We start from the raw sequence: 21,801 nt of genomic DNA, 5'->3' as shown, positions 1-21,801 counted from the left end.
CTCATGACCTCTTCTCTGAGCGGTAAAACCATCATCGTTATTGGCGGCAGCAGCGGTATCGGCGCGGCAGTGGCCCAGGCAGCCTTGGCGCGCGGTGCGAAGGTGGTCGTGGCCGGGCGCCGCTTGGCGTCAAGTTCCGACCATGGGCTGCGCAGCGAACCGGTGGACGTCACCGACAGCGCCTCGTTAAAGCAACTGTTCGAAGCCGTGGGGCGCCTTGACCACCTGGTCTACACCTCGGGGCCTTCAGTACGAGCCAAGCCTTTGATTGAAACCGACCTGGATGAAGCCCAGGACAACTTCGATGTGAAGCTCTGGGGCGCACTACGTGCCATTCAACAGGCGCTGCCCTTTTTGCATGAACAGGGCAGCATCACCCTGACGTCGGGCCAACTGGGGCGCAAGTTGGCGGCAGGGCAGTTCATCAAGACGGGTATTAACGCTGCGACCGAGGCATTGGGCAAACAATTGGCCAAGGAACTGGCGCCGCGTCGTGTGAATGTGGTCAGCCCTGGGGTGATTGATACACCGGCCTATGCCGGGCTTGGCGAAGAGCAGCGTTTGGCGATGTTTGCCAAGGCGGGCCAAGGGTTGCCGGTTGGGCGGGTGGGGCAGGCTGAAGAAGTGGCGGCGGGGTATGTGCTGGCCATGGAAAATGGCTTTATGACCGGGGCAGTGATTGATATCGACGGTGGCGGGCTGTTGTAAATACATGACCAAAGTGGGAGGGAGAAGCCCCCTCCCACTTTGAGGGCGTCAGGCCTTGAGCGTGCGCGTCATCCGCAACGCCAGCACACTCCCACCCACAATCACCGCCGCCAGCAGGTACAACGCCACATCCGTGGACCCGGTGGCGTCCTTCACAAAACCCACGATATACGGGCTGAGAAAGCCCGCCATCTGCCCCATGGAGTTGATCAACGCCAAGCCACCCGCCGCCGCACCCGCGCTGAGCATGGCGGTGGGCACCGGCCAGAACATCGGCAGGCCGGTCAGCGCGCCCATGGTGGCGATGGTCAGGCCGAGAATGGCAATGGCCGGCGTGGTGGCGAAGTTCACCGCAATGACCAGGCCGAGGGCGCCCATCAACATCGGTACCACCAAATGCCAGCGGCGCTCCTTGCGCAAGTCGGCAGAGCGGCCCACCAGCAACATGAACACCGCCGCCAACAGATACGGAATCGCGCTGAGCCAGCCAATCACCAGGTTGTCGCTGAAGCCCATGTTCTTGATGATCGACGGCAGCCAGAAGTTGATCGCATACACGCCACTCTGGATGCAGAAGTAGATCAGGCCGAACGCCCAGATCGCCGGGTTCTTGAACACTTCGGCCAGGGAGTCGCTGGTGGTTTTCGGCTTGTTCGCCAGGTCAGTGGCCTGGTCGGCTTCCAGCACCGCACGCTCATGGGGCTTGAGCCATTTGGCATTGGCGAAGCTGTCACTGAGCAGGAAGTAGGCGAGGGCGCCGAGGATTACGGTGGGGATACCTTGCAGCAGGAACATCCACTGCCAGCCTGCCAGGCCACCTTGGCCGGCAGCGAAGTGATTGAGAATCCAGCCGGAAAACGGGCTGCCGAGCAAACCCGAAACCGGGATCGCCGACATGAACAGCGCCATGATCCGCCCGCGGCGAAAGGTCGGAAACCACTGCGAAAGGTACAACACCACCCCTGGAAAGAAGCCGGCTTCAGCGGCACCGGTAAACAGGCGCAAGGTGTAGAAATGCGTGGGTGTGGTCACGAACAGCAAACACGTGGAAAGCGTGCCCCACACGATCATCATCAACGCGATCCAGCGCCGTGGGCCGAACCGGGTCAGCGCCAGGTTACTCGGCACGCCGCACAGCACGTAGCCGATAAAGAAAATCCCTGCCCCCAGGCCGTACACGGTTTCACTGAATTTCAACGCATCGAGCATCTGCAACTTGGCAAAGCCAACGTTTACCCGGTCGAGGTAATTGAACAGGTAGCAGATAAAGATGAAGGGGATCAGGCGCAGGGTAACGCGCTTGTAGATGGCGTTTTTATCGTCATCGCTGGCCAGTGCGGCAGTGGCGCTCTGTGACATGGGATTCTCTCTTTATTATGATTTTTCGCGGCGCGAGGGTAACGTTGACCGCCCCAACAGTCTCGGTGACGTGATGGGCGACTGTCTTTGTGCCGGCGCACAGTCAAGCCGCCTTTGCGCTGTGCCGGTGTACAACCTTTTTCAGGAAATTAGCCCCATGTTCGAGCTGGATCATGCCCTGGCGCAGGAGATTGTCGATCGCACCATGGCAATCCTGCCCCATAACGTCAATGTCATGGACAGCCAGGGCTTGATCCTGGGCAGCGGCGAGCCGGAGCGTATCAATACTCGCCATGAAGGTGCGCAACTGGTATTGGCCAATGGGCGGGTGGTGGAAATCGACGGGCAGACCGCCAAGCACCTCAAGGGCGTACAGCCGGGCATCAACCTGCCGCTGCTGCATGATCAACGCCTGATCGGCGTGCTGGGTATCACCGGTGAGCCGGATGGGCTGCGCACCTATGCCGAACTGGTGCGCATGACCGCTGAAATGCTGGTCAGCCAACGCCACCAGCAAGCCGAGCAACAATGGCGGCGCCAGCGTTGCGATGATCTGCTGGCCCTGCTCTTGGCTGACAGCGGCGACTCCCCGCGCTTGGTGGACGAAGCCCAGCAACTGGGGCTCAAGCCACAACTGGCGCGCACGCCGTACCTGTTTGAACTGGGCCCCGGCCAAACGGCGGAGGCTTTGAGCGCCTGGCTCGCCAGCCGTTACCCGGACAGTTGGTGCGTCAGTTCTGCGCAGTTTTCCTTGCTGTGGTGCCGACCCGCCGCGGTGCAGATCGATAATCCCCGCTTGCTGGAAAAGCTCGACGGCCTGGGCTGGAACATCCTGCGCGTGGCCATCGGCGGGCAAGCGGAAGGTTTGGCGGGGCTGCGCCGCTGTTACCGCCGGGTAGGGGATCTGCTTGCCTATGGCCGCGATATCCTGCCGCAATCACGCCTGTTGACCCTTAACCGCTATCGCCTGCCAGTGATGCTGTGGCGTCATCGCAACGACGACGCCCTGGACGAACTGCTCAACCCGTTGCGCAAAGTGTTGGCCAAGGACAGCAACGGGCAACTGCTCGCCACGTTGCGCAGTTGGTGTGAACACGACGGGCAAAGCCAGGCGTGTGCCGACGCCTTGGGCATTCACCGCAACAGCCTGCGTTATCGCATGGAGCGAATCGCTGAACTCAGCGGCGTAGACCCGCTGACCCTCGATGGAATGCTTGCCTTGTACCTGGGCGTACAACTGCTGCCCCACCCCCTGTAGGAGCGAGCTTGCTCGCGAAGATCGTTAACGATAACGCGGGGCACCTGATTCACCGCAGCGCGCTCCGGTTTTTCGCGAGCAAGCTCGCTCCTACAGCGGGCATTGTCGGAATGAACAACAAACCCGCCCCACACTTGTGCATCGGCACCGCGTCATTCCCTCAGCCAACTGGCAGCATGGGCGCTATAAAAACCGGAGAAAGCCCATGAAAATCGTGATCGCCCCCGATTCATTCAAAGACAGCCTGAGTGCCGCAGGCGTCGCCCAGGCGATTGCCGATGGGTGGGGCCAGGTCTGGCCGGATGCGCAGGTGCTTCAATGCCCGATGGCCGATGGCGGCGAAGGCACGGTGGATGTGGTGCTCGCCGCGTGTAAGGGTGAACTGCGTAGGCACACGGTCCGAGGCCCGCTGGGCGACAGCGTCGAGGCGCGCTGGGGCTGGTTGGCCGACAGCCATACGGCGATGATCGAGATGGCCGAGGCCAGCGGCCTGCAACTTGTCGCGCCGGGGCAGCGCGACGCGTGTTCAAGTACGACCTACGGCACCGGTGAGTTGATCCGCGCCGCGCTGGATGCCGGGGCGCAGCGCATTATCCTGGCGATTGGCGGCAGTGCCACCAACGATGGCGGCGCGGGGGCGATGCAGGCCCTTGGCGTGCAGCTATTGGATAGCGAACGCCAGCCACTGCCGGCGGGTGGGTTGGCGCTGGCACGCCTGGCCCATATCAGCCTTGAACAACTCGACCCGCGTCTGGCGCAGGTGCGGTTTGAAATCGCCGCCGACGTCAACAACCCCCTGGGCGGCCCTCACGGAGCGTCTTCGATTTTCGGCCCGCAAAAAGGCGCGAGCCCCGAGCAAGTCGCACAGCTGGACGCTGCCCTTGGCCACTTCGCCGACCATTGCGCCCAGGTGCTGCGTCAGGATGTGCGCGACGAACCCGGCAGCGGCGCCGCCGGTGGCCTGGGCTTTGCCGCCAAGGCGTTCCTCGCGGCCCAGTTTCGTCCAGGGGTTGAGGTGGTGGCTGAACTGGTTGGCCTCGATGAAGCGGTGCGTGGCGCCGATCTGGTCATCACCGGCGAAGGCCGCTTCGACGCCCAGACCCTGCGTGGCAAAACTCCGTTTGGCGTAGCACGCATTGCTCAGCGACACGGCGTGCCGGTGATCGTGATCGCGGGCACCTTGGGCGATGGCTACGAGCAGATGTACGCTCATGGTGTGGACGCAGCGTTCGCCTTGCCGTCGGGGCCGATGTCACTTGAGCAGGCCTGCCACGAGGCCCCGCGTCTGTTGCGCGAGCGGGCCTCGGACATTGCGCGCGTATGGCGCCTGGCAGCTACTCGCTGACCCCGCGCGCCAACCGCTCCACCCACTGCTCTTGAAACCCCTGCAGCGCCGCACCGGGTTGCTGCAATTGCACAAACTCAAGCATCGGGTCTTGCACCGCTGTGCGCACGCCGCTCAATTCCTCCAGGGTCGCCAAGCCGCAGAACGGCACATAGGCTTCGCTGTAGCCGCCTTCGTGTACCAGCACCAAGCGGCCCTGACATAAGCGATCGGCTGCCAGACGCAGGGCACGGGTCATTAACCGGAACGATTCGCTGTGCAGCAACATGCGCGCTAGCGGGTCGACGGCGTTGGCGTCATAACCGCAGGCAACGATGATCAATTCCGGTTCGAAGCGCTCCAGGGCGGGCAGCACGATGCGCTCCATGGCCTGTACGTAGGTGGCGTGACCACTGCCTGGCGGCAACGGGATATTGATGTTGGCGCCCAGGCCGGCGCCCCGGCCGCGATCCTGCTCGCCGCTGTAACCGGGCGGGTAGCAGCCGTCCTGGTGCAGGGAAATCGTTAACACATCGGCCCGTTCTTCGAAGATCGACTGCGTGCCGTTGCCGTGGTGCACATCCCAGTCGATCACGGCGACTTTGCCCAGCCCGTTGCAGGCCTTGGCGGCCTCGACGGCAATGGCGATGTTGGCGAGAAAGCAAAAGCCCATGGCGCTGTCTGCCAGGCAGTGATGCCCCGGTGGCCGCGACAGCGAATAGGCGTTGTGCGCCTGGCCCTTGAGCACCGCGTCCACGGCGGCCAGGGTCAAACCGGCGGACAGTTGCGCGATCTCATAGCTGCCAGGCCCTATTGGTGCCTGGGGGCCAAGCTCACCGCCGCCGGCATCGCTCAAGGCTTTGAAACGTTGCAGGTAAGCACGGCTGTGGACGCGCAGCAGGTCCTCTTCACTGGCGGGCGGCGCGCTATGCAGGTGCAGGTGGCGGCTGAGTCCGGAGACATCCAACAGGCTTTTCAAGCGCCGCTTGGTCTCCGGTGACTCGGCATGCCCGCTGCCGGCCGGCGGCTGCACCCAGCCGCCCACAGGCAGGGTCAGCGCATGGGCGCCGGCGCTGTGCCACAGGCTCATTTCGTCGAAAAAAAACGCGGTGGTGAGGTTCATACCAGTTCCAGTTCAGTGGAGGAGTGGGGACGGCTGGCGACGATCATCACCAGGGACAGCAAGGTGATAGCGGCTGCACCGAGCAGCAACAGGCTGAACCCGCCGCTGGCTTCGATCAGGCGGCCGGCGAGCGCCGGGCCGATGGCCAGGCCGCCACCGATGACCAAGTTGGAGGCGTTCATCAGCTTGCCGCTGTGATCGAGGTCGGCCAGGCAGGCCAGGATCAGCGGCAGGATGAAGGTCCAGGTAAATTTGAACAGCAGCGCGGCCAGGGCGAATCGCAGCAAGGCGGGCTGGCCGAGCAACAGGAGCACCGCTGTTGCCATTAACGTGTAGCCCAGCAACAACAGCGCACCACGCGGCAGGCGAGCGCCGATCAGTGAGGCGCTTGCGGCCCCGGCAATGCCCATCACGGTGGCGATGGCGAGGATTTCGCCGCTGTGCTGCGCCGAAATCCCGGCACTGGCGCCCAAGGCACCGATAAAGGTCCACACCCCCCCGAGGCTGATGTAAAAGGCCAGGACCGCGCCAACCCCCAGGGCGGCTTTCAAGCGTGAGCCGGGCAATACCGGCTCGCGGTTGGCCGGCAACGCTGGGCTACCAGCGGGAAAAGCCCGCGCCAATGGCAGCAGCAGGGTCATCAACCCTGCCAGGATCAGGTAGCAGGCATTCAAGCCAAACCGTTCGAACAAGCCAGGCAGCGCCACCAGGCCGAGGGCACCGACGACCAACTGCCCCATCACCCATAAGCCATACACCCGGCTGGGGTTGGCGGTGGTGGCGGCACTGGCCAGGCAAAGGATCATCAACGAGCCGCCGGCCAGGGCGCTGGCACCACGCAACACCAGCAGCACGGCGTAGGTGTCGGCGAGCATCGACAGCAGGTTAGCGGCAATGAACAACAGCGCGGCGACCCGGGCGGCGGTGCGCCAGTCAACCCGCTTGAGCCACCACCAGGCGGGCAAGGTCGCCAGGCTCATCGCGCCAAGCTCCACGGAAAACAAATCACCAATACGCGCCGGGCTCAGTTGCCACTGGCTGGCCAACTGCGCGGCCACGGTGGGAGCGGTCATCAGGATGGTCGGGGTGATGGCGGCAAACAGTACGATCGCCGCCAAACGTGCCGTTATTGCAGGGGTAGAAGTGGGCATTTTCAAGCTCCAGGAAAGGGATCAGAACACATGCACCAGGCGTAACAACGCCTCGGTGCCGGCGTAGCCATTGGAAGCCGCAACGTTTTGCGAAAGGCTCACCATCAGTTGGTTCTGCCGGTCGAGCCAATGCCCGAATTCGAAGCCGACTTGGGTATAGCGCTTGTGGGTGTCGTCGAGGCTGCGGTTGTTGAGGCGTAGCGCGCCACCGTCGGCCTGGATCAGGCGCAATGCGCCGTAAGTGGCGGCGCTGAAGTCATAGGAGGCGAAGGCCTGCAGGCGATAAAGCGGGGCTTGCTTGAGTTCGCTGCCAAAGTAATCGTCATTGCGGCCATAGAGCTGGGCTTCCAGGTTGGCTTCCAGTACCCATTTCTCGCCGATGCCGTGGGTGTAGTTGTAGACAAAGGTGGCGCCCCAGCGATTGGCACCGGGGGACACGTCCGGATTTTGGCTGTGGTACTCACCCACCGGCACGGTGATCAGGCTCAACAGGCCGCTGTAGGTACGCGAGGCGGGGTCATTGACGAAAAACAGCGTGCCGCCCACCTGTGGGTCGCCCAGGCCGCGCTCGCGGCTGCGCTGGTTGGCGCCGGGCAGGCGTGCGTTGATGTCGGCAAAGGGCAGGATGAATTGTGGCGTGCACAACGTGCCGCAGGCGTCGGTGAAATACACCTGGCGGTAAGCCACGGCGTTGACCCGCAGGTCGGCCTTGCCGGTGCTGTCGGCAGGGCCATGGAAATCACTGGCACGGGTGGCAGGCAGGTACAGCACACCCAGGGTGGTGCCCGGTGGGGCGGCGAAAAAATCGCGGGCGTTGAGGTCGGCCGCCTGGCTGTCGAGGCTGAGCAGGGTGGCGCACAGCACTGTCAGGTTACGTAAGCATGTGGAAGTCATGAAGAAGCGTCTCGTGTGAGGAGGCCGAAAAAAGGGCAACAGCAGTCCGTGACCGTTAAAAACGACCGTGGTAAACCGTGGGAGAAACGGGCAGGGTCAGTCGGGCGGGGCGTGCACCAGATGCGCTATGCGTGCCTTGTCCTTGACGCCGAGCTTGGTGTAGATGGCGCGAATATGGTGGCGCACGGTATTGGGTGAGAGGCCAAGGTCGCGGGCCACTTCCTTGTAGGTCTTGCCCTCGCCAAACCCTTGGGCCACATCGTTTTCCCGTGGGCTGAGCTGGGGCAGGGCGCGGTTGACGCGCGCGGCCAGCAGCAATTGATCGCCCACGGGGGACACCTGGATATGGATGTGCTTACCGTCATGCCCGCGCTCATCCAGGGGCACTGGCAGGGTGGGGCCACACCATTGCGGCCATTCGCTGAGCAGCAGGTCGACAAAGCCGCGCTCGGCACATTGCAATACTCCCCGGGGGTCGCACACCGCCAGGGCGAGATTGCGCGGGCTGGTCAGGGTTTCACGCATGGCCACCAAGGTGCGGATCTGGTTCGCCGAGACCGCCGCCACCAGGTGCAGCATCAGGTTATTGAGCAACTGGCACTCCTGCGCGCTGAACTTGGGCGCAGTGGGCTGGCGGTAGAGCGTCAGGTGGTGGCTGAGGTGGGTTTGCGGGTCGATATGGATCACACACAGCAGTTCACCCAAGCCGTGGCGTTGCCCCAGCCAGTTCAAGGCGCTGCCGTTGGCGGGGTCGCGCATATCGATGATCACCGCCTCGCCGGGCGAGGCATGCACCCGTGCAACGGTCACGTCCAGATGGCGGATCGACTGCCAGTCCGCCAGATAGTCGGGGGGCAACTGGTAGAGGTAGCTGTTGTGCTCGTGCGGCACCCCGTTGATGACCGCCGAGCGCCCCCACCAGGCGCTGTCGAAGGCCAGCAATGGGTTGAGGCGCGCCAGGGCATGGTGTTGAAAGTGTTCGATGTCCTGGTGTTGGGCCAGGCGTTGCAGGTCCAGGGTCAGGGTGCTGAAAGCCTGTAACAGGCTCGCGGGATCGAGACGGTTCATGGGTGTTCCTCTGTGGGACTTTTTTTGTTGTTCTCGTCACAGGGTGAAGGCCAAAGCGTTGGGTTGACGGGGCAGGGCCTGGGTTGAGTATCGGCGCTGCGCGCAGGGATCGCCATCGTTCAGATGCAGGATGGTGCTGGTTGGCCGGTGGGAAAACTCCGGCTCGTCAGGCGGGCGACTTAGCCTCTACACTGGCCGGCCACCTGTCTTTCATAGGATGAAATGCAATGCACGTGCCTGAACCGTCTATCGTGATCCAGCGTTTTACCGAGGCCCACCTGGAGGGCGTCGCCGCGCTCTACAACGAACCGGCTGTTTGCCGTCAGGTGCTGCAAATGCCTTTTCAGTCGGTTGAGATGTGGCGCAAGCGCCTAGTGATGGATAACGAGCGGCGCCTGCAACTGGTGGCGGTGCAGGGCACTGAGGTGATTGGTCAACTGGGGCTTGAGCAGTACTTGCGTGTACGCCAGAGCCACGTTGGCTCATTGGGTATGGGCGTGGCGCCCGCGTGGCAGGGCAAGGGCGTCGGTTCGCGGCTGTTGGCGGCCGCGCTGGAGGTGGCCGACAACTGGATGAACCTGCGCCGTGTGGAACTGACGGTCTACGCCGATAACGAAGCTGCACACAACCTGTACCGCAAGTTCGGCTTCGAAGTGGAAGGGCGGTTGCGCGACTATGCCCTGCGTGATGGCGTGTTTGTCGACACCTTCAGCATGGCGCGCCTGCGCACATCGGCTTGATCCAGTAAGCACAGGGATCTATACAACTTCGATGAAAGCGGTGTGTCAGTTACTGAGTCTTTGCCTGAACCACCGCCGTCGCAGGCAAGCCAGCTCCCACACTGGTTTAGGTAGCGGCTAAAAAAGTTGTGGCGATACCTGTGCCCTGTAAGGCAAACCCCACCGCGGCCTGCGCATGCAGCGCGGTGGTGTCCAGCAGTGGCAGGGCGCTGTGTTCGGGCTGGATCAGCAGGCAAATTTCCGTGCAGCCGAGAATGATCGCCTGAGCACCGCGTGCCGCGAGCGTCTGGATCACCCGCTGATACACCTGGCGCGAGGCGTCACTGACGACGCCCACGCACAATTCTTCATAGATGATTCGGTGCACCGCCTTGCGTTCATCCGCGTCTGGCACCAGCACGTTGAGCCCCTGGGCGGCAAGGCGGGACTTGAGGAAGTCCTGCTCCATGGTAAACGCGGTACCCAGCAAGCCCACCGTCAAGGTCCCGGCCTCCAGAGCCGCCGTCGCCGTGGCATCTGCAATATGCAGGAAGGGAATCGACACCGCCGCCTCAATGCGCGGTGCCACTAAATGCATGGTGTTGGTACACAGCACCACACAATCAGCGCCCCCGGCCTGCAAGCGTCGCGCAGCATCTTCCAGGATCAGCGCGGCATCGTCCCAACGCCCGGCATGCTGGGCCTGTTCCACCGGGCCGAAATCCACGCTGTACATCAACACTTGCCCCGACCGTAGCGGGCCGAGTTGGTCGCGCACAGACTGGTTGATAAGGCGGTAATACTCGGCGCTGGACTCCCAGCTCATGCCGCCGATAAGGCCGATGGTGCGCATAGGGTGCTCCTGGAAAAGGATGTGCCTTCACCTTACCCACTCGAGGCTGGTGAGTCATACGCAGTTGCCGACCAATTCACCGGAGCAGTTTAAGCAGCGTGGGTGATCGGTCATTGTTAGGTGCTGGGACGACTCGTCCATACCTGTGAGAAATGACAGTATATTTTGCTGCAAACCCCATATCTAATCAGCACGAACGACCGAACAACCCCTGAGCGCTCATGATGGCGACGCTGCGTTTTCCCCTACTTCGAAAGACTGTCATTGCCGGGTGACCTTCGGATACCTCTCACATCCTGAGTTTTTGATTTCAAATAAGGTCAGCCCTACTGAAAGTTTCATTCCAGAGGAGCTTTTCATGGCACCGCAACACTGTGAAGGCGACACCGATACCCGCCACAACAGTCATTCGTCACCGGCACCGCTCACTATTCCCGATATCCAGCTACCTTTCGCCGTTGCACCGCCGCGTGCCGACACTAAACGGCTGCGTGCGCATGCGCTGGCTTGGGCGCAGCAATACGGTTTGATCGGAAGGCGTGGCGCGCATCGGTTGACCACCACGGCACTGCTCGACCTGGGAATAGCATTGTGCGGGCGGGCGCCCACGCACCGAGCGCAGACTCTGGTGTGCTGGTACCTGTGGGCGCTTACGCTGGATGATCGTATTGACGACGGACCCTGGGCGGAAAACGGCGCGCTGGAGCATTTCATCACCGCCGTGCAGGCGTTGACCGACAGCGGCGATGCTGTCCCGTCCGGTGAGCACGGCCGGTTCGAGGACCCGATGCTGGCTGTTCTGGTCGATGACTTGTGGCCCGAGACCCAGCGTTGGGGCAGCGGACCTTGGCGGCAGAGGCTCGCGGGGCACTTGATCCAGCATCTGCGCGCGCAGGCGGCGCAGGTACGCATGCGAGAAACCGATACGGCGCTCGCCCTGGCTGAGTATCTGCCGCTGCGCCGGGATTCCTTCGGCGCCCTGTTCTTTTTTGATCTGATCGATGGCGCTGAAGCCCTGGACCCGTACAAGCATCCTGTGCAGGTGGAAACGTGGAGCAGGTTGCGTACGCACGCTGCCGATATCATTGCGTGGACGAACGATATCCACTCGGTTGCCAAAGATGTGGTGTGTGGCGAGCGCTTCAACCTGGTGTCGATACTCGCGCACACCGCTGGCCTGGACTGGCCTGGCGCGATAGAAGCAGCTCATCAGATGGTCAACACGGCAGTTGCGCAATTCACGGCAGCCTCTACCGAGCATGCCCATTACCAGCCGTGCGCTGCGACCGACCCGGATCGGTTGCGTCAGGTTGTCCGGGCGGCGGGGGACTGGCATCGCAGCGTTTCGCGCTATCACCTACAGGCCGATGGCTCCACGGTACAGCACAGCCGGCAAGTGGATCTGGCGCTGACTCCGCCGACCCTCAAGTCCCGCCAGTTCGAAATCGACCCGTACCCCTTGTATGAGCGTTTACGCACCACACTGCCGATCGCGTACGACGAGCCCACCGATGTTTGGCTGGTTAGTCGGCATGTGGATGTCAAAGCCGCGTTGACCCACCCAGGGGCAAGCAATCGCAACTACACCTGGCAGATTGGGCCGCTGCTGGGGCACACCATTGTGACCATGGACGGCTGCGAACACGCCCAGCACCGAGCCTTGCTAACCCCGTCGTTTCGCAGCAAAGCGCTGGTAGCGCTCGAAGCGTCTGTCACCGCAGTAACCGCAGACTTGCTGGCGCGTATGCAGGGCCGGCCTCAGGTGGACCTGATTGTCGATTTCACCACCGCGCTGCCGGTGCGAGTGATGGCTCATGCATTGGGCCTCCCGGCATACACACGAGAGGAGGTGGAGCGGCTCAAGCGTTGGTGTGCCATCGGCTTCGCGTACATGGGCAACTATCGTCAGGACCCAGCACTGTTGACCGGCGGGTTATCCAACCGAGACAGTTTTTACGACTTTATCCAGCCTTACATCGACGCTCGGCGTGTAGAACCCAAGGACGACTTGATTTCACAACTCCTGGCGGCACGTATTGACGACCAGCCGTTGTCCGAGTCCTTTGTACGGTCCTATTGCGCGATCCTGATGACGGCAGGCAGCGAGACCAGTCACGGCGCCCTGGCGAATCTGATTGTCAACCTGTTGAGCGAACCTGGCGCGAAAGAGGCGGTGATCGCTGATCCAGCACTGATGGACAACGCCCTCACCGAAACCCTGCGACGCAACCCGCCTTTGCAACTTGTGCTGCGAGAGGCGACTGAACCGCTGCAACTGCCGTCGGGAACAATTCCTGGTGGCGCAACCCTGGCCTGCCTGATCGGTTCAGCCAATCGTGATCCGGCCCGCTTCAGCGACCCGGACGCCTTCAATATGTTGCGCGCCGAACAGGCGACCAGCCATTTCGCTTTCGGAGCGGGGCGCCACTTCTGCCTGGGCTCCATGCTCGCTCGGATGGAGATCACGATCGGCGCGCGCATGCTGCTGCAGACCTTTCCCGACCTGCGCTGGGCTCCGGGGTTTAAGCCCCAAGAGCGCGGGTTTCTCAATCGCTGCCCTGATCAATTGGAGGTCGTGCTTTGACCACACCTGTTTCCACCGAGCAACCCGGCTACACCCGCAGCTATCTCGCGGACCAACACGCAGGCCAATTGGCGAGGTTGCAAACCTTGGAGCGCGCCTTTGACCCGTTAAGCCATAGGTTTTTTGAACGATTGGATCTGCCGGACGCGCCCGCTATCCTTGATCTGGGCGCCGGTGCCGGATCGCTCGCTGGCTGGTTGAGCCAGCGATATCCCGACGCAACTGTTACCGCCACGGATATCGATACCCGCTTCCTGGTCGATATCCCCGGCATCAAGGTGATGACCCACAATGTCACGACCGATGATTTTCATCCCGCATCGTTTGACGTGGTGCACGCCCGGGCGCTGCTGTGCCACCTCAGGGAGCGCGAAGCTATATTGACGCGAGCTGCCACCTGGGTGCGCCCTGGCGGCTGGTTGGTGATCGAGGACGTGAGCCTGCAACCGAGCTTGAGGTCTACGAATCCGCTATTTCGAAAAGTAGCCCAGGCCGGCATTACTCTCCTTGAGCAATCTATAGGGTCAGACATGTTCTGGGCCGATACGCTGCCTGATCGCCTGCGTGACCGAAGACTTTGCAATGTGGACCATCGCACCCTCGCGGGTCGAATCGGCGACGACAGCCCAGCCGATACCTTCTGGGCTGCAACCACCACTCAGGCTGCGCCGTCATTGCTCAAGCTCGGTCTGTTGACCCAGCACGACCTGGATAGGATGGCCAGCCTGCGTGCCGACCCAGCGTTCACCGACACGGCCTTGGCGTTCGTCAGTGCGTGGGGGCAAGTTCCCTAGCCTGGCTAAAAAACCTGGAGCTGCCTCCCGCGCACTGATTACGCCATGCGGGAAGCACACGCGTAAATGCACTCAAGGAAATACAGAATGAGCACTGATGTAGTGTTAGTTGACGCGCGAGATGTACAGATTGGCGTGTGCGAAAAACGCAATGCGCACTTGGGCGCGGGGCAGTTGCATCGCGCATTTTCGGTCCATTTAATCGACAGCGATGGGCGTCATCTACTTCAGCGTCGCGCGGCAAGTAAAATGCTCTGGCCCGGTTTCTGGTCGAACGCCTGCTGCAGTCATCCGGCCCCGGGAGAGACTATTCTGGACGCCGCGTCGCGTCGACTGCGCGAAGAACTGGGTATATGGGCTTCCTGCCGTGTTTTATATAATTTTGAGTACCGTGCCTGTTTTGGCTCGATCGGTACAGAGCACGAACTTTGTCATGTGTTGGTTGCTCAATCTGATGCTGTGGCCTCACCCTCCGCTGAGGAAGTCAGCGATATCAAGTGGCAGACCCGCGCCGAAATAACAGCACGGCTTGCAGAGCCGCACGCGCTCTTCACGCCTTGGTTTCGAATGCAATGGCAGCGCCTTTTGTCGGAGCACTCGGGATTCGACTCACCGTCATGACACGTACGAACTGTCATTTATGACAGTAGACGGCGAGCGTCCTGACCCTGTTAATAGCGGCTGAGCCTGCTTAATGAAGGCTTGGTTCATTGACATGATGAGGATTGCCAAATGCGCTATAACCCGGAGTTACTAGAGTTCGAAGGCCTGCCTGCCGCTGTGATTACCGAGACCGAGGATCAACTCACCATTACCGCGCCACCGATTTGCGGGGTGGATGATGGACAAGAAGTCGTGTTCTTCCTGCGTAACCCTCTCGGGAGTGGCATCGCCATCTATCTGACCCTGAAAAAAGCCAACCTGAAGAAGAATATGGAGGTTGTGCTTGATAAGAGCCAACTGCCTAAGTCTAAGGAATTGCACATCGACTATGGTGCCTACGTTAATCAGCGCGCGGTCCACCGTTCCGCCGTGACGTACTTCCCGGCCCCGGCAACGGCGTGAATCAGAAATAGAGCAGGTAACTGATAACTGTGGCAGGGGAGGTTCCCTTGCCACAGGCAGTTAGCCTGGTCCGGCGACTATTTCCAAGACCGGTAAGCCTGCCAACTACCGAGTGTTAAATCAGATGCTATACCTACCACTCGTTCTCACGATGATGGTCGCCAGGGAGTTCACTAATGAAGCTAAGGCTAATGATCGGCACACTATGCGTCGCCTCGCTCGGTATGGCCGGTTGCGCCAGCAAGGTGGTGCAACCCAATGAGTATTCAGGGTTCCTCTCCAACTACAGCCAACTCAAGGAAGCCAAGTCACCCTCGGGGGCTGAGGTGATGCGCTGGATTGATCCACAGCTGGACCTGAGCCGTTACACGGCGGTGTACATCGAGCCCACCCAGTTTTACCCCAAGCCCCAGGCCACCTCCCGGATTCCCGAGAGCACGTTGCGCGGCATCAACGACTATTACAACCAGGCGCTCAAGCGCGAGCTGGCCCAGTCGCTGCCCGTGGCCAATGCCCCAGGCCCCGGGGTGATCGTGGTAAGGGCGGCGATTACCGCCGTGAGCAGCAAGACCGAAAGCCTCAAGCCTTATGAATATATTCCCGTTGCCTTGGTGGCCGCGGCAGTAAGCACCGGCACCGGCATTCGCGACCAGGAGACCACCCTGGGCACCGAGGCGCAGTTCCTCGATGGCGCCACTCATAAAGTGCTGGCCCAAGTGGTGCGCAAAGGCACCGGCAAACCGCTGGCCAATGACTCTCAGGTGATGAAGGCCGACGATGTGAAAAGCGTCATCGACGGCTGGGCGTCGGACCTGCATCAGTCTTACGTGAAACTGAAAAAACACTGAGTCCAAAAAAAACGCGGCGGGTCATCACCCGCCGCGCTTTTTTATTCGCCGTGATTATTTAAGCGGCGTCAACGCTGGTAGCTTCCACTGGCCGCTGGCGACTTCAGGCTTGGGCAGGTAAATGCGCAATACCGCATAAAACGGGCCGGGCGGGGCCGGCAACCAGTTGCTCTGCTCAGCCTTGGGGGGCTCGTGGTGTTGCAGTGCCAGGGTCAAGCCACCCTCGGCGTCAAGCTTGAGGGTTGGCAGCATCTGCGAGTTGATCAGGTAGCGCTTCTTGTGGTTGGGCACCAGCGATTTAGTCTTGGCGTCGTACATCGTCAGCGACCAGAACGCATCGGCCGGCGGCAGCTGGTCCTTGGCAAAATGCACGGTGTAGCTGTGGCGAGCACCATTGGCCGGCTTGCCCTCGCTGTCGATGACGTAGCTCAAGTGCGCAGCTTCATCACTGGAGTTGCCGAACATTCCCAGCTCGGCACCGGCGTAGCGGTACAGGTAGTTGTTTTGCAGGTGGTCGCGGCTGCCGTACAGGTCTGCGCCGGTCACTTGGTGGGTATCGACCTTGGCCTTCTTGAACGCGGCGAATTCGGCGCGGCCATCGGCGATACCGTCCTCCAGGGCCTTGCGCTGCTCGGCAGTCAACTGGTTGACCTTGAACGGCGCACCTGGGGCGATACCGATCTTGGCAAAACGCGCCAGCAGGTCTTTTTCGCTGTCCTGGGGCGCTGCAAAGGCCAGCATGAAGTTCAGGTAGCGAAACAGTTGCGGGCCTTCCGTCATGGTTGCCATCGGCTTGGGCCACAGGATCTTCGGCACATTGGCGGGCGCGGGTTGCTTCACATAACTGCTCAGCGGCTGGACCTTGTAGCCGCTCTGGATCTGCTTGAGCTTGCCCAAGTCTTTGTCATCAAACAGCTGCGTACGGTAAAGGGCGTAGGCGATGTTGCTTTCGCTGTAGACCACACGGTCGATGTCCACCGGCTGCTGACCTTTCCAGTCTGGCCCGGCGATCATGTAGTGGCCGCCGTTATTGCCGGTACTGCGGGTCCCCAGGTAGGCGAAGTTCTGCGTGTAGAGGTCGATCAACTGCACCGAGTAGTAGCGGTTATCTTCAATCTTGGGCAGCGTCAGCACCAAAGGCTCTTTGCGCAGGTCCATCCACACGAACGAGTAGGGCGTGTCGATGTTCGGGGTGGTGATTGCGGTGTCCTTGGGCGTCAACACCGGGGCGCTATTGTCGATTCGGTTGAACGGCGCCTTGAAGTGAGCACCGCCTTTGTCAACGGCCTGGGTGTAGAGCGTCTTGTACATCTGCACTACCGGGAAGCCGTACAGGTAGGCTTCCTTGGCGATGGCACGGGCTTCGCTGGGGCTGGCGGTGAAGTCGGCCCAGGCGCCCGAGCTCATGAGTATCGAGAGGCTCGCCAACAGCAGGCGCGTCGGTTTTCCAATCATGTTGTTGCGTCCTTCCTGAGTGCTATCTGAGAGCGTGGCGTGAAGGCGCTGAGTTTCCTGTTTTATTGGCCGGTCGTCACGTTAATCTCTGCAAAGGACAATAGGGAAGGGGCGTTAGAGCATGGATTTGACTTTGTCACGCAATTGATCAATCGAGAACGGCTTGCCAATCACCTGCATACCGGCGGGCACATCAATATTTTCGGCATAGCCGCTGGCAAACAGAATCGGTAGGGTGGCGCGCAGTTCACGGGCTTTGGTTGCCAGTTGTTTGCCGTCCATGTCGGGCAGGCCGACGTCGGTCATCATCAGGTCGATGATCTGGGCGGCATCTTTCACCACCTCCAATGCTTGCTCAGCGTCTGCGGCTTCGAGCACCTGGAACTCCAACTCTTCGAGGACATCGACGATCAGCATGCGCACGATGGCGTCGTCTTCGACTACAAGGATGGTGGAGGTGTGGGACATAGTGAACTTTCCTGAGCAATGAAGGCGCTGGGCTTAAAGGCAATAAGGTTGTGAGTGATAAGAATGCCAGCAAGTTCCGAAGCAATTGCTGGCATTGTGACCTTAGCGAGGCAAAATGTCCCGTCAGCTTGCGTGTTGACTCACAAAGGTGCCGTCGCCATGCGCTTGACGGCATTCGCGTCAACATAGGTGCCCATGTCGCTGGCATCGAATGTGCTCACGCTGTATTCAGGCATACCTGGGGTATCGCCGTGCGCCCGATGCTGAAACGGGCTGGTGCCGCGATTGAGGGTGCGCTCCAATCCATCCTTCAGGGCTTCAGCTGAGTCAAACTTGGCCAGGCCAAAGTTAGGGTCTAGGTAGAACCAGACAGGCTTGTTATCGCGCATCACGACGCCAGCCAATAAGGCGTGGTCCTGAGAGGCAATCCTGAGTATTTTGGGCGGTGCGGCCTTTTCAAGTTCCGACCCGATTTTATGGTAGGGCATTTGGGTGACGGTCTTGCCCATGTGGAAGGACTGGGAACCGCTGACCGCGTTATGAAAAGCATTGAGATCCTTGATAAAACGCGACGAATCGGCCGCCGTGGGAGTCGCTGCGGCCTTGAACATATTGCCCAGGTAAACGGCTTCGTCTCCAGACAGAATGGCAAGCGCCGTGGTGTTGGCGATACCTGCGCATTCGCCTGGCGATGTCAGGTTGACTTGGCTGAGGTAAAACTCTTGCGGCATGGGAAGTACGGTGCCACCAGCGGCTTTGACATCTCGTTGAAACAGCGTGAAGCCTTCCTGAATCAGGCCTACCTTTTTGCGAACGATTTGTTTGGCAAGGGTGCCGACCTGCTCCGGGCTCAACCAGCGTTGCGAGGCCAGGGCTTGCAATTCCATGAGGTTCATATCGGCTGAATAGCCCAGTATCTTGAGCGGGTCGCCGTGTTCGAAGCCCATGTTGAAGCTATCAAGGTTTTTTGGGGCTTTTGCCTTTTGCAGTGCGTCCACTAATTCGGTGGGTACGAACTGACCCAAAACGGAAGGTGGGCCCTGCGTAGGGACTGCATCGCCATTCAGCCATCGGTAGAGCCTGTCACTGTAGCTCTGGTTAAGTTGCCCATTCACCGCGACCGTGGACGGGGTAAAGTTATCAAGAGGCTTGCCAAAAGGGCGCATTTGATCGGGGTCGAACGCATACCATTTGCCATGTTTGAGGACGGCGGCACTCTCCACGCTCTGTCCGCCCATTTTCAACATACCCGTCGCAACGGTGCCACTGTCTTTGCTGGCGAGCTTGAGCAGATCATAGCTACCGGTCGCGCCGCGCAGCGTGTTCACGCCTTTTATACCCTTGCGGCTGATGTAGCCGAGCCCTTTACCTGCCAGTCGCACGGTGCCGACGGCCGCATCACCCAACCCGCCCAACGGGTTTACTGCGCTCATGGTCGCCAAACCAATGGCCCTGATCACGCGCGCCCCTTTGTTGAGGGCGGACGCTGTGGTGCTGGCAATCTTGAGCACCTTTCCGGCGGTCGCTACCCCGGCGGTCAGGAATCCAAAAAGATCCAAGCCCAGGTCAAGCAGGCCTGAGCCGATATTGCCCTCGCGAAAATTATTGATCGCGGAATAAAACGGCACCAGGTTCAAAACAAAACCTTCGAACGCCTCTGCCCGCTTACGGTTCTTATCGTCGTACGTGAGGCCAAGTGCCTGCTCACGAATGGCATTATCATCCAGGTTGATATGCTCCACGAAAGCATCGGCGAAGAGTTGAGTGCGCGTAGAACTGAAGCTGTCAGGTATCGTTTTGTCTGTCCTTTCGTGCTGTTTGCCAAGTTGATCGGCGCCCTTGGAAGGTTTGAACGCTTTGGTTTCACTTTCCTCGTTGCGATTTCTCGTCTTCCTCGGACCGACACTGCTGGGATGAAGGCTTCGAATCGAGCCCTCATTGAAGCTGACTTCATAAGCAGTGGTCTTGCCATCGCGCTCGATGCGTACCAACAGCGCCTCTTCCTTGGGGTGAAGGGTTTTGTCAGTGAAGCCGGTGCCCAGCGTTGTGGTTTGGGTTTGAAAAAAGCTGATCTTGCCCAACTCGAAGTCCAATCGTTGTTCCATGGGCAGTTGAGAAATCATATGCCGTATGCCGGTGTGCACGGCGACCTTCTTTTCCTTGATGGCCTCCTTGAACTCCTGATTGAACGACTCGCGCACGCCAAACGAGGGGGTGGCGTTCAACTTATCTAACGGGACCCGAGCATCTTTGCTGCTGTAACGAAGTGGCCCTTTCAAGTCCATCATCACGATGTCCCTGAGCGAATGCGGCCCGACCGGGCCCGGCTCATAAAAGATATCTCCCCAGGGCCTGCGGCCCTGGATCGAGACATGAATCAATCGTTCATCCCATATCGCTTCCAAGTCGGAAAAATGCTCTTTGAGCACGGTGTCGGCTTTCAGTGCACGAGAGGGCAGGTCTTTGTCGTAGACCTCGGTTGCCGACGCCATCAACGCCTTGCGCGCATTGAATTCGTTCAGCAAGGCAGTCAATTCTTCGGCGCTGTAGAGGTGATCAGCTTTTTTTTCCAACACGCCATGCACAACGCCCCAGTCGATCAGGGCTTCACGCTGAGCGTCGTGCGTGACTGCAAGGTCGGCCAGGCTGGCGTTCTCGGCCTCAAGCATGACTTGAACGAAAGACATGTTCGCAACCCGGCCTGGGGTTTGGGCTTCAATGGTCGCGGCGGCAACCGCCAGGTTGACCCAGGCCGGGCTGCCATAGGTCACGGTTTTGGGGATGTCTTTGATCAAAAACACCGGTGCCCGAGATGACAGCAACAAATAAGCGGCGGCCGCGGCCAAGTCGGGGCTGGTTTTGCCTTTGGCTATCAAGTGCTTGGCCAGCGCATCGACCACCGTGTCTGCGGTTTTGCCCCAGTTGTTTTTATCGGCCAGATCGAAGCCGGCCAACAGGTTACGGTTCGTCTCAGTGATGGACTCGGGGTCCAGCTGCAACGTTATCGCGGCGAGGAGATGGTCCATGGCGCTGCTTTGCGTGGCGACATGCTCCATCCTTTCCTGCAAATGTTTGCCCAGCGCCTGTGCCTGGGCAGAGCTGACCAGCGCATTCAGGGTTTTCACCGGGTCGGCCAGTACCTCGGGCGATAGAGTGGTTTGCTCGCGTAAAGCTTCCAGCAGCCCTCGTGGTTGATTCACCGTTGGTTGAGCAGGCACGCCTGCATAGTTCAGGGCGAGGTTGCGCAGCTGTTGCTGGTCATCGGCACTCATCGGCACCGGCCAACCCAATGCGCCTTCCAGGTTGCCGAGCGGGTGCACTTGAGAGCGGTCGATCACCGCCACCGAGAGGCCGGACACCTTGAAATGGCTGTCCGGTAAAGGTAGCCCCATGCCTTTGATAAACGACTCGACTGTGGTGCGGGCACCCGTTATCGCGTGGTTCGCTGAGTCTGGGTGAACGTCCATCGGGGTTCTCTTGAGCGCCGCCAGCACCTCATGAGCCGGAGCGTCCGGGCCTAAGCGCTTGGCGATCCCGGCCAGGGCATCGCCGAGGGTTTTCAAATTTTGACGGTCGCCCATTTGCTTGCTGAGATTGAGGCTGTTGACCTCGGGCCCGGCGTTCGTCTGTGTATGAATGGGGGGTGTGCCCGCACTGGTTATGATGGGCGTAGGCTGTGGAAAGGGTGCAAGGAGAGGGGGCTGATGGTTTTCCAACTTGATCGTCATACAAAGTACCTGGTCAGGAAAGAGAATGAACCTGTGCCTACGGACCCTCCCTGTTCCAAAGACGTATTGGTCTGTGGGAAGGCGTCTTGGCGAGGTTCCGAACCCAAGTCGTTACCGTGTATGAAGCTGTTGTCAGTGCCCCCTGCGGACAGGCATTCAACGGGCCCATGGTAGCCTGGGCGCGCCGGTTTAGAGGGCGAGCGTGCTTAGCACAGCAAAATGCATACACGCTGGAAATGCCGCTGGTTAGCGTCAGTGGAATCTGTTTCAAGATGCTTGAACCCCCGTAAAGGCATTTCACGAAGCACGACGCGCAATGAGTAGGCAATCGCTTCAAATCAACGCAGAAACATAGCTTTGAACCACGTTATTCGGGCAAACTTAGGGTTTTTCCGTACTTGG

Annotated in this window: 18 protein-coding genes; 9 read left to right on the top strand and 9 right to left on the bottom strand. The window is 60.4% G+C overall.

What is annotated here, in order from left to right; genetic code table 11:
- Window positions 1-3: 3 nt before the first annotated feature.
- Window positions 4-708, top strand: a complete 705-nt coding sequence (locus DK871_RS10910; RefSeq protein WP_161905031.1) for an SDR family oxidoreductase — start codon at window positions 4-6, stop codon at window positions 706-708.
- Window positions 709-756: 48 nt separating this feature from the next.
- Here the strand turns inward: DK871_RS10910 and DK871_RS10905 are convergent, their stop codons facing one another.
- Window positions 757-2,067, bottom strand: coding sequence for an MFS transporter (locus DK871_RS10905; RefSeq protein WP_069558598.1), 1,311 nt, complete (start codon window positions 2,065-2,067; stop codon window positions 757-759).
- A 157-nt stretch (window positions 2,068-2,224) separates the two neighbouring features.
- On the opposite strand from DK871_RS10905, the gene DK871_RS10900 reads away from it, so the two are divergent.
- The gene (locus DK871_RS10900) at window positions 2,225-3,325 is read left to right on the top strand and encodes a sugar diacid recognition domain-containing protein (protein WP_161905030.1); all 1,101 of its coding nucleotides are present in this window, start codon (window positions 2,225-2,227) and stop codon (window positions 3,323-3,325) included.
- A 205-nt stretch (window positions 3,326-3,530) separates the two neighbouring features.
- A complete protein-coding gene (locus DK871_RS10895) occupies window positions 3,531-4,670 on the top strand; it encodes a glycerate kinase (RefSeq protein ID WP_161905029.1) in 1,140 nt (379 codons plus the stop codon).
- Here DK871_RS10895 and DK871_RS10890 read toward each other — a convergent pair.
- The 4 genes from DK871_RS10890 to DK871_RS10875 all read right to left on the bottom strand — a co-directional run bounded on the left by DK871_RS10890 (window position 4,660) and on the right by DK871_RS10875 (window position 8,885).
- Window positions 4,660-5,772 (bottom strand): class II histone deacetylase, encoded by a 1,113-nt coding sequence (locus DK871_RS10890; RefSeq protein ID WP_161905028.1) that lies wholly within the window; start codon window positions 5,770-5,772, stop codon window positions 4,660-4,662. The two genes, DK871_RS10895 and DK871_RS10890, sit on opposite strands and share 11 nt — an antisense overlap.
- Entirely contained in the window at window positions 5,769-6,923 is a 1,155-nt protein-coding gene (locus tag DK871_RS10885) for an MFS transporter (protein WP_161905027.1), read from the bottom strand. The genes DK871_RS10890 and DK871_RS10885 overlap by 4 nt, the downstream gene beginning before the upstream one ends.
- A 21-nt stretch (window positions 6,924-6,944) precedes the next feature.
- Window positions 6,945-7,817 carry a transporter gene (locus DK871_RS10880; RefSeq protein WP_161905026.1) on the bottom strand — a complete coding sequence of 291 codons (873 nt, stop codon included), beginning with the start codon at window positions 7,815-7,817 and terminating at the stop codon, window positions 6,945-6,947.
- 96 nt (window positions 7,818-7,913) lie between these two features.
- Window positions 7,914-8,885 carry a LuxR C-terminal-related transcriptional regulator gene (locus DK871_RS10875; protein WP_161905025.1) on the bottom strand — a complete coding sequence of 324 codons (972 nt, stop codon included), beginning with the start codon at window positions 8,883-8,885 and terminating at the stop codon, window positions 7,914-7,916.
- Between the two features lie 227 nt (window positions 8,886-9,112).
- On the opposite strand from DK871_RS10875, the gene DK871_RS10870 reads away from it, so the two are divergent.
- The gene (locus DK871_RS10870; RefSeq protein WP_094774749.1) at window positions 9,113-9,625 is read left to right on the top strand and encodes a GNAT family N-acetyltransferase; all 513 of its coding nucleotides are present in this window, start codon (window positions 9,113-9,115) and stop codon (window positions 9,623-9,625) included.
- Between the two features lie 106 nt (window positions 9,626-9,731).
- Here the strand turns inward: DK871_RS10870 and DK871_RS10865 are convergent, their stop codons facing one another.
- Window positions 9,732-10,457 (bottom strand): aspartate/glutamate racemase family protein, encoded by a 726-nt coding sequence (locus DK871_RS10865; protein ID WP_161905024.1) that lies wholly within the window; start codon window positions 10,455-10,457, stop codon window positions 9,732-9,734.
- 358 nt (window positions 10,458-10,815) lie between these two features.
- Between DK871_RS10865 and DK871_RS10860 the strand changes: the two genes are divergently transcribed.
- The 5 genes from DK871_RS10860 (at window position 10,816) to DK871_RS10840 (ending at window position 15,748) form a co-directional block, all read left to right on the top strand.
- On the top strand, window positions 10,816-13,041 hold the full coding sequence (locus DK871_RS10860; RefSeq protein ID WP_161905023.1) for a cytochrome P450: 2,226 nt from the start codon (window positions 10,816-10,818) through the stop codon (window positions 13,039-13,041).
- Complete coding sequence (locus tag DK871_RS10855; RefSeq protein ID WP_161905022.1) at window positions 13,038-13,835, top strand: trans-aconitate 2-methyltransferase; 798 nt, start codon at window positions 13,038-13,040, stop codon at window positions 13,833-13,835. Before DK871_RS10860 ends, DK871_RS10855 begins: the two co-directional genes overlap by 4 nt.
- Window positions 13,836-13,922: 87 nt before the next feature.
- Window positions 13,923-14,456, top strand: a complete 534-nt coding sequence (gene idi / locus DK871_RS10850; protein ID WP_161905021.1) for an isopentenyl-diphosphate Delta-isomerase — start codon at window positions 13,923-13,925, stop codon at window positions 14,454-14,456.
- A gap of 111 nt (window positions 14,457-14,567) precedes the next feature.
- Window positions 14,568-14,900 carry a hypothetical protein gene (locus DK871_RS10845; protein ID WP_161905020.1) on the top strand — a complete coding sequence of 111 codons (333 nt, stop codon included), beginning with the start codon at window positions 14,568-14,570 and terminating at the stop codon, window positions 14,898-14,900.
- A gap of 176 nt (window positions 14,901-15,076) precedes the next feature.
- Window positions 15,077-15,748, top strand: coding sequence for a DUF3313 domain-containing protein (locus DK871_RS10840; protein ID WP_161905019.1), 672 nt, complete (start codon window positions 15,077-15,079; stop codon window positions 15,746-15,748).
- Window positions 15,749-15,802: 54 nt separating this feature from the next.
- Here the strand turns inward: DK871_RS10840 and DK871_RS10835 are convergent, their stop codons facing one another.
- The 3 genes from DK871_RS10835 to DK871_RS10825 form a co-directional block, all read right to left on the bottom strand.
- A complete protein-coding gene (locus DK871_RS10835; protein WP_161905018.1) occupies window positions 15,803-17,203 on the bottom strand; it encodes a DUF1254 domain-containing protein in 1,401 nt (466 codons plus the stop codon).
- 114 nt (window positions 17,204-17,317) lie between these two features.
- On the bottom strand, window positions 17,318-17,671 hold the full coding sequence (locus DK871_RS10830) for a response regulator (RefSeq protein WP_161905017.1): 354 nt from the start codon (window positions 17,669-17,671) through the stop codon (window positions 17,318-17,320).
- 140 nt (window positions 17,672-17,811) lie between these two features.
- Window positions 17,812-21,399, bottom strand: a complete 3,588-nt coding sequence (locus DK871_RS10825) for a hypothetical protein (protein WP_256677433.1) — start codon at window positions 21,397-21,399, stop codon at window positions 17,812-17,814.
- Window positions 21,400-21,801: the final 402 nt, after the last annotated feature.

The organism is Pseudomonas sp. L13 (assembly GCF_009935965.1).
In the GTDB taxonomy this organism is placed as follows: domain Bacteria; phylum Pseudomonadota; class Gammaproteobacteria; order Pseudomonadales; family Pseudomonadaceae; genus Aquipseudomonas; species Aquipseudomonas lactis.
This window is presented reverse-complemented; position numbering and strand designations above follow the sequence as displayed.

Excerpts from the sequence above, each read along its gene's own strand:
- DK871_RS10910 (WP_161905031.1), top strand. The coding sequence starts at position 4 with ATGACCTCTTCTCTGAGCGGTAAAACCATCATCGTTATTGGCGGCAGC.
- DK871_RS10905 (WP_069558598.1), bottom strand. The coding sequence starts at position 2,067 with ATGTCACAGAGCGCCACTGCCGCACTGGCCAGCGATGACGATAAAAAC.
- DK871_RS10900 (WP_161905030.1), top strand. The coding sequence starts at position 2,225 with ATGTTCGAGCTGGATCATGCCCTGGCGCAGGAGATTGTCGATCGCACC.
- DK871_RS10895 (WP_161905029.1), top strand. The coding sequence starts at position 3,531 with ATGAAAATCGTGATCGCCCCCGATTCATTCAAAGACAGCCTGAGTGCC.
- DK871_RS10890 (WP_161905028.1), bottom strand. The coding sequence starts at position 5,772 with ATGAACCTCACCACCGCGTTTTTTTTCGACGAAATGAGCCTGTGGCAC.
- DK871_RS10885 (WP_161905027.1), bottom strand. The coding sequence starts at position 6,923 with ATGCCCACTTCTACCCCTGCAATAACGGCACGTTTGGCGGCGATCGTA.
- DK871_RS10880 (WP_161905026.1), bottom strand. The coding sequence starts at position 7,817 with ATGACTTCCACATGCTTACGTAACCTGACAGTGCTGTGCGCCACCCTG.
- DK871_RS10875 (WP_161905025.1), bottom strand. The coding sequence starts at position 8,885 with ATGAACCGTCTCGATCCCGCGAGCCTGTTACAGGCTTTCAGCACCCTG.
- DK871_RS10870 (WP_094774749.1), top strand. The coding sequence starts at position 9,113 with ATGCACGTGCCTGAACCGTCTATCGTGATCCAGCGTTTTACCGAGGCC.
- DK871_RS10865 (WP_161905024.1), bottom strand. The coding sequence starts at position 10,457 with ATGCGCACCATCGGCCTTATCGGCGGCATGAGCTGGGAGTCCAGCGCC.
- DK871_RS10860 (WP_161905023.1), top strand. The coding sequence starts at position 10,816 with ATGGCACCGCAACACTGTGAAGGCGACACCGATACCCGCCACAACAGT.
- idi (WP_161905021.1), top strand. The coding sequence starts at position 13,923 with ATGAGCACTGATGTAGTGTTAGTTGACGCGCGAGATGTACAGATTGGC.
- DK871_RS10845 (WP_161905020.1), top strand. The coding sequence starts at position 14,568 with ATGCGCTATAACCCGGAGTTACTAGAGTTCGAAGGCCTGCCTGCCGCT.
- DK871_RS10840 (WP_161905019.1), top strand. The coding sequence starts at position 15,077 with ATGAAGCTAAGGCTAATGATCGGCACACTATGCGTCGCCTCGCTCGGT.
- DK871_RS10835 (WP_161905018.1), bottom strand. The coding sequence starts at position 17,203 with ATGATTGGAAAACCGACGCGCCTGCTGTTGGCGAGCCTCTCGATACTC.
- DK871_RS10830 (WP_161905017.1), bottom strand. The coding sequence starts at position 17,671 with ATGTCCCACACCTCCACCATCCTTGTAGTCGAAGACGACGCCATCGTG.
- DK871_RS10825 (WP_256677433.1), bottom strand. The coding sequence starts at position 21,399 with ATGACGATCAAGTTGGAAAACCATCAGCCCCCTCTCCTTGCACCCTTT.